Origin of the sequence: Mesorhizobium sp. M1078 (assembly GCF_040318615.1) — a bacterium.
Lineage (GTDB): Bacteria > Pseudomonadota > Alphaproteobacteria > Rhizobiales > Rhizobiaceae > Mesorhizobium.
In genome coordinates, this window is record NZ_JAMYMP010000001.1 from 25,215 (window position 1) to 38,027 (window position 12,813).

Annotated in this window: 10 protein-coding genes and 2 pseudogenes; 5 read left to right on the top strand and 7 right to left on the bottom strand. The window is 64.3% G+C overall.

The genetic code is table 11. From position 1 onward, the window contains the following. Positions 1-235 precede the first annotated feature (235 nt). Entirely contained in the window at positions 236-1,900 is a 1,665-nt protein-coding gene (locus NKH38_RS00130; RefSeq protein ID WP_023672443.1) for a Na/Pi cotransporter family protein, read from the top strand. A 95-nt stretch (positions 1,901-1,995) separates the two neighbouring features. Further along, complete coding sequence (locus NKH38_RS00135) at positions 1,996-3,177, top strand: MFS transporter (RefSeq protein ID WP_352758349.1); 1,182 nt, start codon at positions 1,996-1,998, stop codon at positions 3,175-3,177. A gap of 7 nt (positions 3,178-3,184) precedes the next feature. On the opposite strand, the gene NKH38_RS00140 is transcribed toward NKH38_RS00135, so the two are convergent. Next, positions 3,185-3,742 (bottom strand): GNAT family N-acetyltransferase, encoded by a 558-nt coding sequence (locus tag NKH38_RS00140; RefSeq protein ID WP_023731617.1) that lies wholly within the window; start codon positions 3,740-3,742, stop codon positions 3,185-3,187. A gap of 112 nt (positions 3,743-3,854) precedes the next feature. Further along, a complete protein-coding gene (locus NKH38_RS00145) occupies positions 3,855-4,304 on the bottom strand; it encodes a GatB/YqeY domain-containing protein (protein WP_352639420.1) in 450 nt (149 codons plus the stop codon). Positions 4,305-4,564: 260 nt separating this feature from the next. On the opposite strand from NKH38_RS00145, the gene carA reads away from it, so the two are divergent. Then, on the top strand, positions 4,565-5,818 hold the full coding sequence (gene carA / locus NKH38_RS00150; protein ID WP_352758351.1) for a glutamine-hydrolyzing carbamoyl-phosphate synthase small subunit: 1,254 nt from the start codon (positions 4,565-4,567) through the stop codon (positions 5,816-5,818). Positions 5,819-6,098: 280 nt separating this feature from the next. Beyond that, on the top strand, positions 6,099-6,482 hold the full coding sequence (locus tag NKH38_RS00155; RefSeq protein WP_023731614.1) for a helix-turn-helix domain-containing protein: 384 nt from the start codon (positions 6,099-6,101) through the stop codon (positions 6,480-6,482). 9 nt (positions 6,483-6,491) lie between these two features. Here the strand turns inward: NKH38_RS00155 and NKH38_RS00160 are convergent. The 3 genes and pseudogenes from NKH38_RS00160 to ypfJ form a co-directional block, all read right to left on the bottom strand. Continuing rightward, positions 6,492-7,410: pseudogene (locus NKH38_RS00160) on the bottom strand (aldo/keto reductase). After that, positions 7,407-8,659, bottom strand: a pseudogene (locus NKH38_RS00165) (TCR/Tet family MFS transporter). The pseudogenes NKH38_RS00160 and NKH38_RS00165 overlap by 4 nt, the downstream one beginning before the upstream one ends. 176 nt (positions 8,660-8,835) lie before the next feature. Next, positions 8,836-9,771, bottom strand: coding sequence for a KPN_02809 family neutral zinc metallopeptidase (ypfJ, locus tag NKH38_RS00170; protein WP_023672436.1), 936 nt, complete (start codon positions 9,769-9,771; stop codon positions 8,836-8,838). Positions 9,772-9,959: 188 nt separating this feature from the next. Between ypfJ and NKH38_RS00175 the strand changes: the two genes are divergently transcribed. Further along, positions 9,960-12,026: a hypothetical protein gene (locus NKH38_RS00175; RefSeq protein ID WP_031239573.1), complete on the top strand. Its 2,067-nt coding sequence runs from the start codon at positions 9,960-9,962 to the stop codon at positions 12,024-12,026. A 28-nt stretch (positions 12,027-12,054) separates the two neighbouring features. On the opposite strand, the gene NKH38_RS00180 is transcribed toward NKH38_RS00175, so the two are convergent. Next, positions 12,055-12,243, bottom strand: a complete 189-nt coding sequence (locus tag NKH38_RS00180) for a hypothetical protein (RefSeq protein ID WP_023672434.1) — start codon at positions 12,241-12,243, stop codon at positions 12,055-12,057. Between the two features lie 91 nt (positions 12,244-12,334). Then, a complete protein-coding gene (mntR, locus tag NKH38_RS00185) occupies positions 12,335-12,790 on the bottom strand; it encodes a manganese-binding transcriptional regulator MntR (protein WP_023672433.1) in 456 nt (151 codons plus the stop codon). Positions 12,791-12,813 lie beyond the last annotated feature (23 nt).

Consider the following 12,813-nt stretch of genomic DNA (forward strand, 5'->3'; position numbering starts at 1 on the left):
GGGACGATCCGCTGCCATCACCAGGGATCCGCCATGCAACCATTTGCGCATCCGTCCATTTTCCGACACGCCCTGTCGCGCCGCGACGGCTCTTGAAATCGACAAGATTTTATTACCCGGCTAAAATATTCCGGATATTGTTCAAGACTGTCATGACCATGATTCGCAGCCCCGTTTTCCTCCCTGCACTGCGCGCCCTCCGCGTCGCGGTAGCTGTCTGCGTGCGGGTTTCGAAATGAGCGGCTCCGTCGTCCTGCTGCATCTGGCGGGCGCGGTGGCGCTGATGCTGTTTGCCACCCGCATGGTCAAGACAGGCGTCGAGCGCGCCTATGGCGACGTGCTGCGTCACCGGCTGCGCTCCACCATGCGCAATCCGATCATGGCGGTGCTGGCCGGCTGCGGCCTGTCCATCGCGCTGCAGAGCTCGACCGCCGTCACGCTTCTCGTCGGCTCCTTCGCCGGCGCCGGCATCGTCTCGGGCATGTCGGGCCAATTGGCTGTGCGCGGCGCCGAGATCGGCTCGGCGCTGGTGGTCAAGCTCTTGACCTTCGATCTGACGCTGCTGGTGCCGATCTGCCTCGTCGCCGGCACGGTCATGTTCATGGCCACCGAGCGGCGCGACTGGCGCCAGTTCGGCCGCATCCTGGTCGGCATCGGCCTTCTGGTACTGTCGCTGGAGATGATCGGCCAGGCCTCGGAGCCGCTGCGCCAGAGCACGCTGATGCCGCTCATCATCGAATATTTCTCCAGCGACTACGTCACCGCCTATCTGCTCGCCGCGCTCGTCACCTGGCTGTTCCACTCCTCGATCGCCGCCGTGCTTTTGATGGTCACGCTGGCCGGCCGCGGCTTCATCCCGCCCGAACTCGGCATCGTGCTGGTGCTCGGCGTCAATCTCGGCTCGTCGATCATCGCGCCGCTGCTCACCCGAAGTGCCGAACCTGGCGTGCGCGTCGTGCCGATCGGCAATCTGTTGATGCGCGGCATGGGCTCGCTGGTGATGCTGATCCTGTTCATGACGCTGAAGCCGCCGGTCGCCTTCCTCGGCGCCACCGTGCCCGACCAGATCGTCAACGCCCACATACTGTTCAATGTGCTGATCCTGCTCGCCGGCCTGCCGCTTGCCAGCCTGATCTATCGTGCTTCCGAGAAGATCGTCGCAATGGGCACCAAGCCGGCGCCGGCTACAGAGCTCGATGTGGTCGAACTCTCCGCCCTCAACGACGGCGCGCTCGACGTTCCGAGCCAGGCGCTGGCCAACGCCACCCGCGAGGTGGTGCGCGTCTGCGAGACGGTCGAGATCATGCTCAAGCGCATCATCGAGCTGTATGAAAGCGCCGACGGCGACAAGATCAAGGCGCTGGCCGCCCTTGACGACCGCGTCGACAGGAAGCACGCGGCGATCAAGCTCTATCTGGCCAAATTGACCAGGAACTCGCTCACAGAGGACGAGGCGCTGCGCTGCCAGGAGCTGATAGGCGCCTGCGTCAAGCTCGAGCAGGTCGGCGACATCATCGTGCGCAACATGCTGGTGCATGTGAAGAAGAAGTTCGAGCGCGGGCTGGAGTTCACGCCCGAGGGCTGGAGTGAGTTGCTCGCCTTCCACACCTCGGTGCTGGCCAACGCCAGGCTTGCCTTCAACGTGCTGGTGTCGCGCGACCCTGAGACTGCCCGCCAGCTGGTGCTGGAAAAGGACCGGCTGCGCGACCGCGAAAAGGAAACCAGCGCCAGCCATTTCGTGCGCCTGCGCGACGGCACCGCCAAGAGCGTCGAGACCAGCTCCATCCACCTCGACACCATCCGCGACCTGAAGCAGATCAACTCGCTGCTGGCGTCGATGGCCTACCCGGTGCTGGAAGAGCGCGGCCTGCTCGGCGGCTCCAGGTTGAAGGCGAGCTGATCAAGAAAACCTAAACCGGCCGCAAAAATTTCTGCATTGCCGGCAAGCGCCATCCATGATTTGAGGCCAACTCGTTCAAGGATCGCTTCCGCGCCATGCTTCCGCTCATTGCCCTGTTCATCGCCGCCTTCGCTTTCGGCACCACCGAATTCGTCATTGCCGGCGTGCTGCCGCAAGTGGCCGACGGCCTTGGCGTTTCGATCCCGACCTCCGGCTATCTCGTCTCAGGCTATGCCGGCGGCATCGCGGTTGGCGGGCCATTGCTGGCGCTCGCCACCAAGGGCATTTCCCGCAAGACGCTGCTGCTTTGCCTGACCGTCGCCTTCACCATCGGCCAGGCCGCTTGCGCGCTGGCGCCCGATTTTACCTCGATGCTGCTCTTGCGCATTGCGGTCGCCGTCGCACACGGCGCCTATTTCGGCGTCGCCATGGTGGTGGCTGTCGGCCTCGTGCCCGAGGACAAGCGCGGCATGGCTGTCGCCGTCATCCTCTCCGGCCTCACCGTATCCAATGTCATCGGCGTGCCGGCCGGCACCGCAATCGGCAATCTCTGGGGCTGGCGCGCCACCTTCTGGGTGATGTGCGCGCTTGGCGTGGTGGCGTTTGCCGCCATGGCCGCCCTCCTGCCGCGCAAAACGGGCGCATCGAGCCCATCCACCAGCCTTGGCAGCGAGGCTCGCGTGCTGGCGCGCCAGCAAGTCTGGACCTCGCTGATCCTGATGCTGATGTTGATGATCGGCCAGTTCGGCCTGTTCACCTACATCACCCCGACACTGCTTGAGGTGACCCATCTCGACGAGAGCCTGATCCCCTGGGTGCTGCTGCTCAACGGCGTCGGCGCCACGGTCGGCGTCTTTCTCGGCGGCAAGCTTTCCGATTGGAAGCTGATGCCGTCGCTGATCACCATGCTTGCGCTGCAGGCGGTGATGTTGGGCGTGATCTATGCCGTCAGCCCCTACCCCGTGCCGATGGTCATCGCCATCGTTATCTGGGGTGGCCTCAACTTCGCCATAGGCACGCCGATCCAGACCCGCATCCTGGCCTGGACGGCGGACGCCTCCAACCTCGCCTCCTCGCTCATCCCCTCCGGCTTCAATGTCGGCATCGCGCTCGCCGCGTCGCTGGGCGCGGCCATGCTCAATGCCGGCTACGGCTTTCGCAGCCTGCCGGTTGTGGGCGCTGCCGCCATGCTGGTGGCGGTGGTGGTGGCACTTGCCTCCTACATCTGGGAGGGGCGCAGCCGGGCAGCGCCGCCGCTGCCGGCAGCGGCCGAATAGCGTCGGACTACAAATCGATCCGGAACAACAAACTCTCGGCGCCGCCATACGCGGCGTCCTTGATGAACGGACCGACCACACGGCCGCCATTGGCCAGCACCACCTTCTGCGAGGCCGGATTGTCGAGGTCGGTGGTGATCTCGACATATGGCAAACCAACAGCCCTCGCCTCGTCCAGCATCAGCCGCAGCGCCTCGGTCGCATAGCCTCGTCCGCGCTTCCACGGCGCCACGGCATAGCCGATATGGCCGAGCACATGCGACGGCAGTGCGGCCGTACCGGGCTGCCAGCGAAAGCCGATCGAGCCGGCGGCCTCGCCGTCCCAGATCCAGCGCCGGAAGCCGGGCAGCCGCGGCACTGTCGTGCCATTAGGCAAGGTAATCGGGCCTCCTTTGGCCTCGGGATCGTCGAGGCTGGCAAGGAACGCCGCAGGATCCTCGTCGATCGCCGCAAGTTGCTCGCGCGTCGCTTCCATCAGCCGGACATTGTCCGGCGACCAGCCACGCTCGAGCGCCGCCTTGTAGGAGGGCAGATGTTCGAGCGTGGGTTTGACGATTTCGATTATGGTGGGGCTCTCCGGCAGGTCAAGGCTTGGCTCGCTTAAGCCGGTGCGGACCGTTTCTTGCCCAGAGGTAATGCCCCCCTGCTCTCCTTCGCCATTGAAGCGGTGTCGGCTCCTACTGCAGCAGGCCTTTGACGATGCCGCTGGCCTTGCCGAAATCCATCTGGCCGGCATATTTCTGCTTCAGCGCGGCGATCACCTTGCCCATGTCCTTTTGGCTGGCGGCACCGGTCGCAGCGATCGCCTCGCGCGCCGCAGCTGTTACGGCGGCGTCATCCAGCTGCGTCGGCAGGAAGCCGCGGATGATCTCCATCTCGCCACGCTCCTGCGCGGCCAGATCCGGGCGCTTGCCGTCCTCGAACGCCTTGGCCGATTCCTCGCGCTGCTTCACCATCTTGGCCAGGATCTGCAGGATCTCCTCGTCGCTGGCGGGGTCCTTGGCCGAGCCGCGATTGGCGATGTCGCGGTCGTGGATGGCGGCCTGGATCAGCCTGAGCGTCGGCAGCCGGTGCTTGTCCTGCGCCTTCATCGCGCTTTTCAGGGATTCGGCGATTTTTGCGCGCATGATGCTTTCTCCTTCGAACGGCGCGGACAATAACCGCGGCCCATCCGCAAAGCAAACGCGCCAAAGCCCTGATATCGTTCGACGAAACAAATGCTCGCCGTTTTTGGCACGGGCATCATTGACCGCTCTGGCGCCTTCCCCTATGTACTCGGCCTTGCACAAGACAAAGAATTGATGCGCGCAGGCTCGAGAGATCGGCCGCGCCGTTTGCTGCGCAGATGGCCCGCCATCGAAGCGCGCAGCGTGACAGGAGCGTCGCCATGGCCGAGATGACCCCCGAACTGACCCCGCCTTGGGCAACCGAAAAGCCGACCGCCCTTCTGGTGCTGGCCGACGGCACCGTCATCGAGGGTCGCGGCCTCGGCGCCACCGGTTCCGCCGTTGCCGAAGTCTGCTTCAACACCGCGCTCACCGGCTACCAGGAAATTCTCACCGACCCGTCCTATGCCGGCCAGATCGTCACCTTCACCTTCCCGCATATCGGCAACATCGGCACCAATGACGAGGACATCGAGGACTTGAACCCGGTCGCCCGTGCCGGCGCCGTTGGCGCGGTGTTCAAGGCCGATGTCACCAACCCGTCCAACTACCGCGCCGACACCGGGCTGGACCAGTGGCTGAAGAAGCGCGGCATCGTCGCGCTGTCGGGCATCGACACCCGGGCGCTGACCGCGCTGATCCGCGAAAAGGGCATGCCCAATGCCGTCATTGCGCACGCGCCCGACGGCATCTTCGACCTCGACGATTTGAAGCGGCGGGCCGCCGCCTGGTCGGGCCTGATCGGGCTTGACCTCGCCAAGGAAGTCACCTCCGGCCAGTCCTCGGTCTGGCGTGGAACGCCCTGGGTGTGGAACGAAGGCTTTGGCGAACAGGCCGAGCCGTCTATGCACGTCGTCGCCATCGACTACGGCGTCAAGCGTAACATCCTTCGCCTGCTTTCCGGCCTCGGCGCCAAGGTCACCGTGGTTCCGGCCGGTACCGGTTCGGAAGAAATCCTGGCCATGCAGCCCGACGGCATCTTCCTCTCCAACGGCCCCGGCGACCCGGAAGCCACCGGCGACTACGCGGTGCCGGTCATCCAGGACCTGCTCAAGACCGATATTCCGGTGTTCGGCATCTGCCTCGGCCACCAGATGCTGGCCCTGGCGCTGGGCGGCAAGACCGCCAAGATGCACCAGGGCCATCACGGCGCCAACCACCCCGTCAAGGATCATACCACCGGCAAGGTCGAGATCGTCTCGATGAACCACGGCTTTGCCGTCGATGCCGACTCCTTGCCCGAGGGCGTCGAGGAAACCCATGTCTCGCTGTTCGATGGCTCGAACTGCGGCATCGCGCTGACCGGACGTCCGGTGTTCTCGGTCCAGCACCACCCCGAGGCCTCGCCCGGCCCGCAGGACTCGCACTATCTGTTCCGCCGCTTCGTCAACCTGATCCGCGAAAAGCGCGGCGAGGAACTGCTGGCCGAACGGGCCTGTGTAGCAGCGATAATATCGCTTAGCCTCGAGCGATAAATCTGCGATATTGCGCGAGTGAAGACGATCATCCTCTCGGTGTTGGCAGCTCGCGATCTCGACAACCTGCCGGCCGATGTCCGCGAGCAGGTCTCTGAGGGTTTGAACACTTATGCCATCAGCGGGCGTGGGGATGTAGAACGTCTTGCCGGCCGAGACGGTTACAGACTTCGGATCGGTTGCTACCGCGTTATATTGATGAAGATCGCACGACAATCCTCGCGATCTACATCGGCAAGCGCGAAACGACGACCTACAGCCGGCCATAGGACAGCACATCATGAACGCTCCGCAAATCATAAGGACTTCAACCGGGGAAGAACTGGTCGTCATCCCGAAGGCTGACTACGAGGCATTGCTGCATGCCGCCGAAGAAGCCAGAGAAGACGCTGCGGATGTGGCGATCTACGATGAGCGGAAGGCCGAGTTCAAAACGGAAAAGCCTCTGCCCGCCGAGGTGACCATGGATATTTTGCGAGGTTCCAGCCGGCTCAAGGCGCTGCGCAACTGGCGCAAGCTGACGCAGGGCGAGTTCGCTGATGCCATCGGTGTCAGCCAGGGCTTCCTGTCGGACCTTGAATCCAATCGCCGCAAGCCATCGGCGCAAACCAGCACCATGCTGTCGAAGGCATTGGACGTGCCCAGCGAATGGATCGAAGCCTAGTATCTAACCTTACGCCACCGGCCGGCCTTCGCTGGCCTCCAGTATGGCAAACCATTGCTGGCGGTCGAGGTCGATCTCCAGCGCCTTGACCATGGCGGCCAGCCGCTCGGGCTTCATCGTGCCCAGCACCGGCGCCAGCCGCGCCGGATGACGCAGCAGCCAGGCGATGGCGACGGCGGCGAGATCGCCGGCGCCGATCTCGGCAGCCACCGCCGCGATTGCCGCCCTGACCCGCGCCTCGCCCTTCCTTGCCGGTGAACAGCAAGCCGCCGCCGAGCGGCGACCAGATCATCGGCGCATAGCCGAGGCGTTGCGCGTGATCGAGGCTGCCATCCACCAGCGCATTGGTTTTCAGCACCGACATCTCGATCTGGTTGGTGGCCAAGGCAAACGGCAGCCGCGAAGCCAGAAGGTCGAACTGCGACGGCGTGAAATTGGAGACCCCGACCGCTCTCACCTTGCCCGACTTGACCAGCCCGGCAAGGGCCGCCGCCGTCTCGTCGGCATCCATCAGCGGATCCGGCCGGTGCAGCAGCAACAGGTCGAGATAGTCGGTGCCGAGATTGGCGAGCGAACGGTCGACCGAGGCGGCAATGTGGGCCGCACTGGTGTCGTAATGCTTCAGCCGGTTCTGAGGCCGGTTGGCCGATGCCAGAATGATGTCGCATTTCGAGATCAGCTCGATGCTGTCGCGCTTGCCCTTCCAGCGCGACAAGCCGGCGCCAAAGGCAGCTTCCACCTGGTAATGCCCGTAAATATCGGCATGGTCGAAGCTGGTAAGGCCGAGATCGACCGCAGTGCCGATCAGCCGCGCGATCTGGTCGGCGTCCGGGCGCGCGGCGCTGTCGAGCAGGCGCCAGGCGCCGAACACCAGCCGCGACAGCGACAAACCGTCCTTGGTCAGCTCTATGCGGCTGTCATGGCTCATATCTGGGCTCCATCTTCCGCAGCGCCGGTGGCAACGCTTCTCACCGCCGTCGGCCTCGCAACTTTCGTCACAAAGACAATGACCGCAAGCGTCAGGAAGCACGCGCCAACCAGATAGGGGGCGCCGCCGAACACTACGGGCGCATTCGGTCCGGTGAACCAGGAAAAGATCGCGGTGTAGAGCAGCGGCGTGATGATCGAGGTGATCGAGAAGATCGACGTCATCGCACCCTGCAATTCGCCTTGCGCCGATGGCGGCACCTTGGCGGCGGCAAGGCTTCTCAGCGGCGGATCGGCCAGTGCTTCGAGGCAGCCGACGACGATCACCGCATAGATCATCCAGCCTTGCGAGGCGAAGGCGTAGCCGAAGGCGCTGGCCGCCGTGAATGTCAGGCCGATCACCGCCGTCTTCCACTCGCCAAGTTTGGGGATCACGCGTGGCAGCACCGTCGCCATGACGATCGCCCCACACAGGCCGAAGGCGCCGAGCGAGAAGCCGATCTGCTGCTCGCTCCAGCCATAACGATAATTGGACACGAACGACCACACCGCAGGATACATCATGTGGCCGAGCGTCATCAGGAAGAAGGCGAGCCCGATCCAGCCGATGCCCTGATATTGGCGCATCTGCAGCAGCGTGCCGACCGGGTTGGCGCGTTTCCACTCGAAGCGGCGGCGGTGCTTTTCATCGAGCGTTTCAGGCAGGAAGAACATGGCGATGAGGAAGTTCACGAAGGCAAGCCCGGCGGCAAAGTAAAACGGCACTCGCGGCCCGAACGTGCCGAGCAGCCCGCCCAGCACCGGCCCAATGACGAAGCCGACGCCGAAGGCGATGCCGAGCAGACCGAAATTCTTCGCCCGGTTGGCGTCGTTCGAGATGTCGGCAATGAAGGCCGACGTCGTCGAATAGCTGGCGCCCGAAACGCCGGCCAGCACGCGGCCGATGAACAGCATCGGATAGGACCAGGCGATGGCGCAGATCAGATTGTCGATCGAGAATGTAAGCACCGAGGCAAGCAGGATCGGCCGCCGCCCGAAGCGGTCGCTCAATCCACCCATGATTGGCGCGAAGAAGAACTGCATCGCCGCATAGACGAAGAACAGCCAGCCGCCTTCGATCGCCGCTTCGCTGATGCCGACGCCGGAAAGGCCGGCAACACCGGCATGATCATGCCGAAGCCGATAATGTCGAGCAGCAGCGTGGTGAAGACGAGCGCAAGGCCCCGCCTGGCGGTTTTGGGGTCGATCATGATGGCGTCTGCTCCCTGGGACCGCCCTTGGGCGGGCGCCCGTTATAGGCGAGGCGCCACTTTGGAACAATAGGAGAACGCCTCAGGCGTTCTCCTCCTGACATCTGTTGCCGGTGGTGAATCGGCCCGCCGACGGATGCGCTTTGGACCGCGGTCGGCTGGAACTTGCGAGCGCCTCAAACCGGACCGGTCAGCGTGTTGCAATCCGACAGCTTGCCGCTCTTGTAGCCGCGCGCCAGCCAGGTCTGCCTTTGCTGCGACGTCCCGTGGTTGAAGCTTTCCGGAACGACATAGCCCTGCATCTTCTTCTGCAGCGTATCGTCGCCGATCTGCTTGGCGGCGTTGAGCGCCTCTTCGATGTCGCCCTGTTCCAGAATGCCCTTCTGCGCGGTGAAATGCGCCCAAACGCCGGCGAAGCAGTCGGCCTGCAGCTCGATGCGCACCGACATCTGGTTGGCTTCCGCCTCACCCATCGACTGCCGCATCTGGTTGAACTTGGGCAGGATGCCGGTGAGGTTCTGCACATGGTGACCGACTTCATGGGCGATCACATATGCCTGGGCGAAATCCCCCGAGGCGCCGAACTGCTGGTCGAGCTGCTGGAAGAAGGTGGTGTCGAGGTAGACCTTGTGGTCGCCGGGACAATAGAACGGTCCGGCTGCCGTCGAGGCGGAGCCGCAGGCCGAGCGGATCTGGCCGCTGAACAGCACAAGCTTCGGGTCCTCGTATTTCAGGCCCTGCGACTGGAAGATGCCGGTCCAGGTCTCTTCGGTCTCGGCCAGCACGGTCGCCACGAACTGCTTCATCTCGTCGGAAGCAGGCGTGCCGGCGCCGTCGTCCTGGCCGCCGCTGTTGTCGGTAATCTGGCCACCGCCACCCGGCAGCACGCCGCCGCCGTCGCCGCTGCCCAGGATCTGCGACGGGTCGAAGCCGAAATACCATCCGGCCAGCACCACGAGGACGACCAGCAATATGCTGCCGCCGCCGCCGGTGCGGCCGCCGATCGGGATGCGGAACTGGCCAGGGCTGCCGCCGCCGAAACCACCACCGCCGCCGCTGTCGCTGCGCTCGTCCTCGACATTGTCACTCTGACGGCGGCCCTTCCAGAGCATGGCAACTCCCCGTATGCAAATTTCGGCTGGCTTGGCCGATGTCGTGGCCCAGTCCGACCCAACAGACAATTATCGCAATGGTTGCGCCAAGTCACAGTATTTTTCGTGGCAGCGGCATCGCACGTTCGCACTCTGGTCGAGGCGGCATGCGCGCTGTAGCATCCGGTTCGAACGGGGGTGTCGGGGACTTGCGGACAATCGGTCGATTTCTGCTGCTGGCGGTGGTGCTATGCCTCGGCCCGTCGCCGGCGCGCGCCGTGACGCTCGATTCCAGCGTCGCCGTAACCGATCCCGAGACATTGCAGGCGCTTGAGCGTGGCGGCCTCTCGATCAGCCGCCTGCTCGGCCCGGCGCTGGGTCTCACGCGCGAGGTCGACAATCGGGGCCTGTTTTCGGTGCGCGCGCTGACCCCTGTCCGCAACGCCGTAAAGCAGGAGATCGCCGACGAGCCTGCCAATAGCCCCGATCCTTACGTCGCGGCCATGGCCAAGTCGAAGGACACCAGCCAGAAATTCAACCCGAAATACATCGACGATGACGGCTCGACGCTCGACCTGACCGGCGTCGTGAACCGCATGGACCGCGGCTATCTCGGCCACACCGAATGCGGCGAGATCAGGCTGATCTACCGCTTCCACTATTCGGTCGCGGAAAAGCCGGCGAATGGAAAGACAGCGCAACGCATCTCGTCGCGGCTGCCGCTGACCATGAGTCTGGTCTTCAACGCCAGGCCCGGTGAGGCTCACGCCCGCGCTTCGAGAGACCGTCCAAGCGCCACCGCCGTTTCCTGTGCCGAAATCGCCAAGCGCTGGCTCGCCGCCGGCCAGAAGAACCTTGCGCCCGAGCAACTGGCAGCCTGGCTGCGCTCCGACGAAGGGCCGCTCTCCAACGCCATGCTGAATTCGTCGCAGATCATGCGACTTGAGCTGAACATGCAGGTTCTCCGGCTGTCGGCCTCGAGCCGCCGCGACTTCGGTGGCCACGCCGAATATCTCCTCAAGATTTTCAAATGGGACCCAACGACGTCCACCTTCCAGGAATCGAAGATGGAGAACCAGATCGACCGGAAAGTGGTTCTGGCCGACCGGCCGGCCTTCGCCAAATGGCTGCTCACCGACCGCAACCTCTACGACCTCGATCGCGGCCGGCTGGTCATCGACGACAAATTCCTGGCGACCAGCGCCGTCTCGGTCGCACCCGGCGGCATGGCCAGGTCGCAAAACAATATCGCCTATGGGCTGCTCGACGATGCCGACATCGACAAGGCACTGCAGGACTATGTCGCCAAGGGCAACGAGCTGCGCAGCGTGAAATCGGTGGCCGGCTTCAATCTGCGTCTCAACGAAATGACCTGCACCGGCTGCCACCAGACGCACGGCATTGCCGGCTTCCATTACACCGGCGCCGATCCGGCCAGCGAGCCGCGCCGCAACGCCGTCTTCGTCCCCGGCTCGGCGGTGTTCTTCGCCGACCTGCCGCGCCGCCGCGCCATCGTCGAGGACTTCGCCGCCGGCGGCCATCCGGATTTCTCACGCGGCTTCGCCGCCCGTCCGGACGCCAAACTCGCCGAAGCGCTGAAAGGCACCGATCTCTACAATGGCTGGGGCTCGATCTGCTACAGCGGCAAGGATGCCAGCTTCAAGGACTGGAACTGCGGCGAAAGCCTGCGCTGCGCCGGCGTCCATGAAAGCGACATCCATCCGGGCTTCGGCACCTGCGTCAGCGAGGCGGCCACCGCAGTCGGCGACCCCGTCGAGTTCGGCGAGATCAAGATGTCGAGCTGGGGCAGCGACAAATATTGCCGCCTGTCGCCGGCCACCGCAAAAGCCTGCGCCATCGATCCGGCGCGCGACAAGAAACCGGTAATCAAGCTCGCCGGCTATGGCGCGGCGCGCCAACGCTATGACAACCCCGAGCAGAAGACCGGTGGCTTTCCCGGGGGCATGCTGCGCAAGGCAAGCTGCGACAAGCTTCCCGACGAGGCGACTTGCGGCCGCCTGGCCAAGACCGGTTTCAACGACTGCGTCGCGTCGGGCAAGGACCACAAATTCTGCACCAAGGAATTCACCAAGACCGCCGGCCTGCGCGCCTGCGACAAGGCGCATCCCTGCCGCGAGGACTATATCTGCACCGCCGGCTACGACGATCTGGCCGCAGCCAAGCCTGGCAAGGGCTCCTGCATTCCGCCCTATTTCATATTCCAGTTCCGCGTCGACGGCCATCCGCGCAGTTGGGTGCAGGACACCGAGGAATGAGCGGCAGGTTGCCGCTTGCGAACAGAACTCAGATCTTCTGCTTGGTGCCGGCGCTTTTGCCGTCCGAGCTTTTGGAGCGTTCCTCGAAACGCGCGGCGCCCTTTTTCAGCGCATGGCCGGTTTCGACCTCGGTCTTGCGTTCGTCCTTTGCCGCTGCCTGCCTCAAACCCTCGGCCGCCTGCTTGCCCTTCGCGGTCGGTGCCTGTTCGACGCCCATGTTTTCCTCCTTGGCGCGCAACAATCACGCGCAACGTCAGGAGCAACGAGCCTGACGTGCGGAGGTTCCAGTGGTGCGGCCCCGGCACCCCTCAGCGCGGCGCGATCATCGCCTTGCGAAAGGCTTCCAGCGTCTCGGCGCTGACATGATGCTCGATGCCCTCGGCATCGATGCGCGCCGTCTCGGCGCTGACACCGAGCGAACGCAAAAACGCTTCTACCGTCTGGTGGCGGATGCGGCTCTCTTCCGCCACCTTGCGCCCGGCGTCGGTCAGGAACACACCGCGATAGGGTTTTCTGGAAACGAGCCCGTCGGCGCACAGCCTGGTCAGCATCTTGGCCACCGTCGGCTGGGCGACACCCAGCCGCGCAGCAATATCGACCTGACGCGCCTCATTGCCGTCCTCGATCAGGTCGGCGATCAGCTCGACATAATCCTCGACCAGCGCGCCGCGGCGCGCTTCGCGCTGCTGCCGGAACCCTTTCGAATGAATCTCGGCGTCCGGCAGCGGCTCCTCGCGTCCAACCGGTCTGTGCTTCAGCGCCAACACGCGCTCCTTCCTATCTTTTG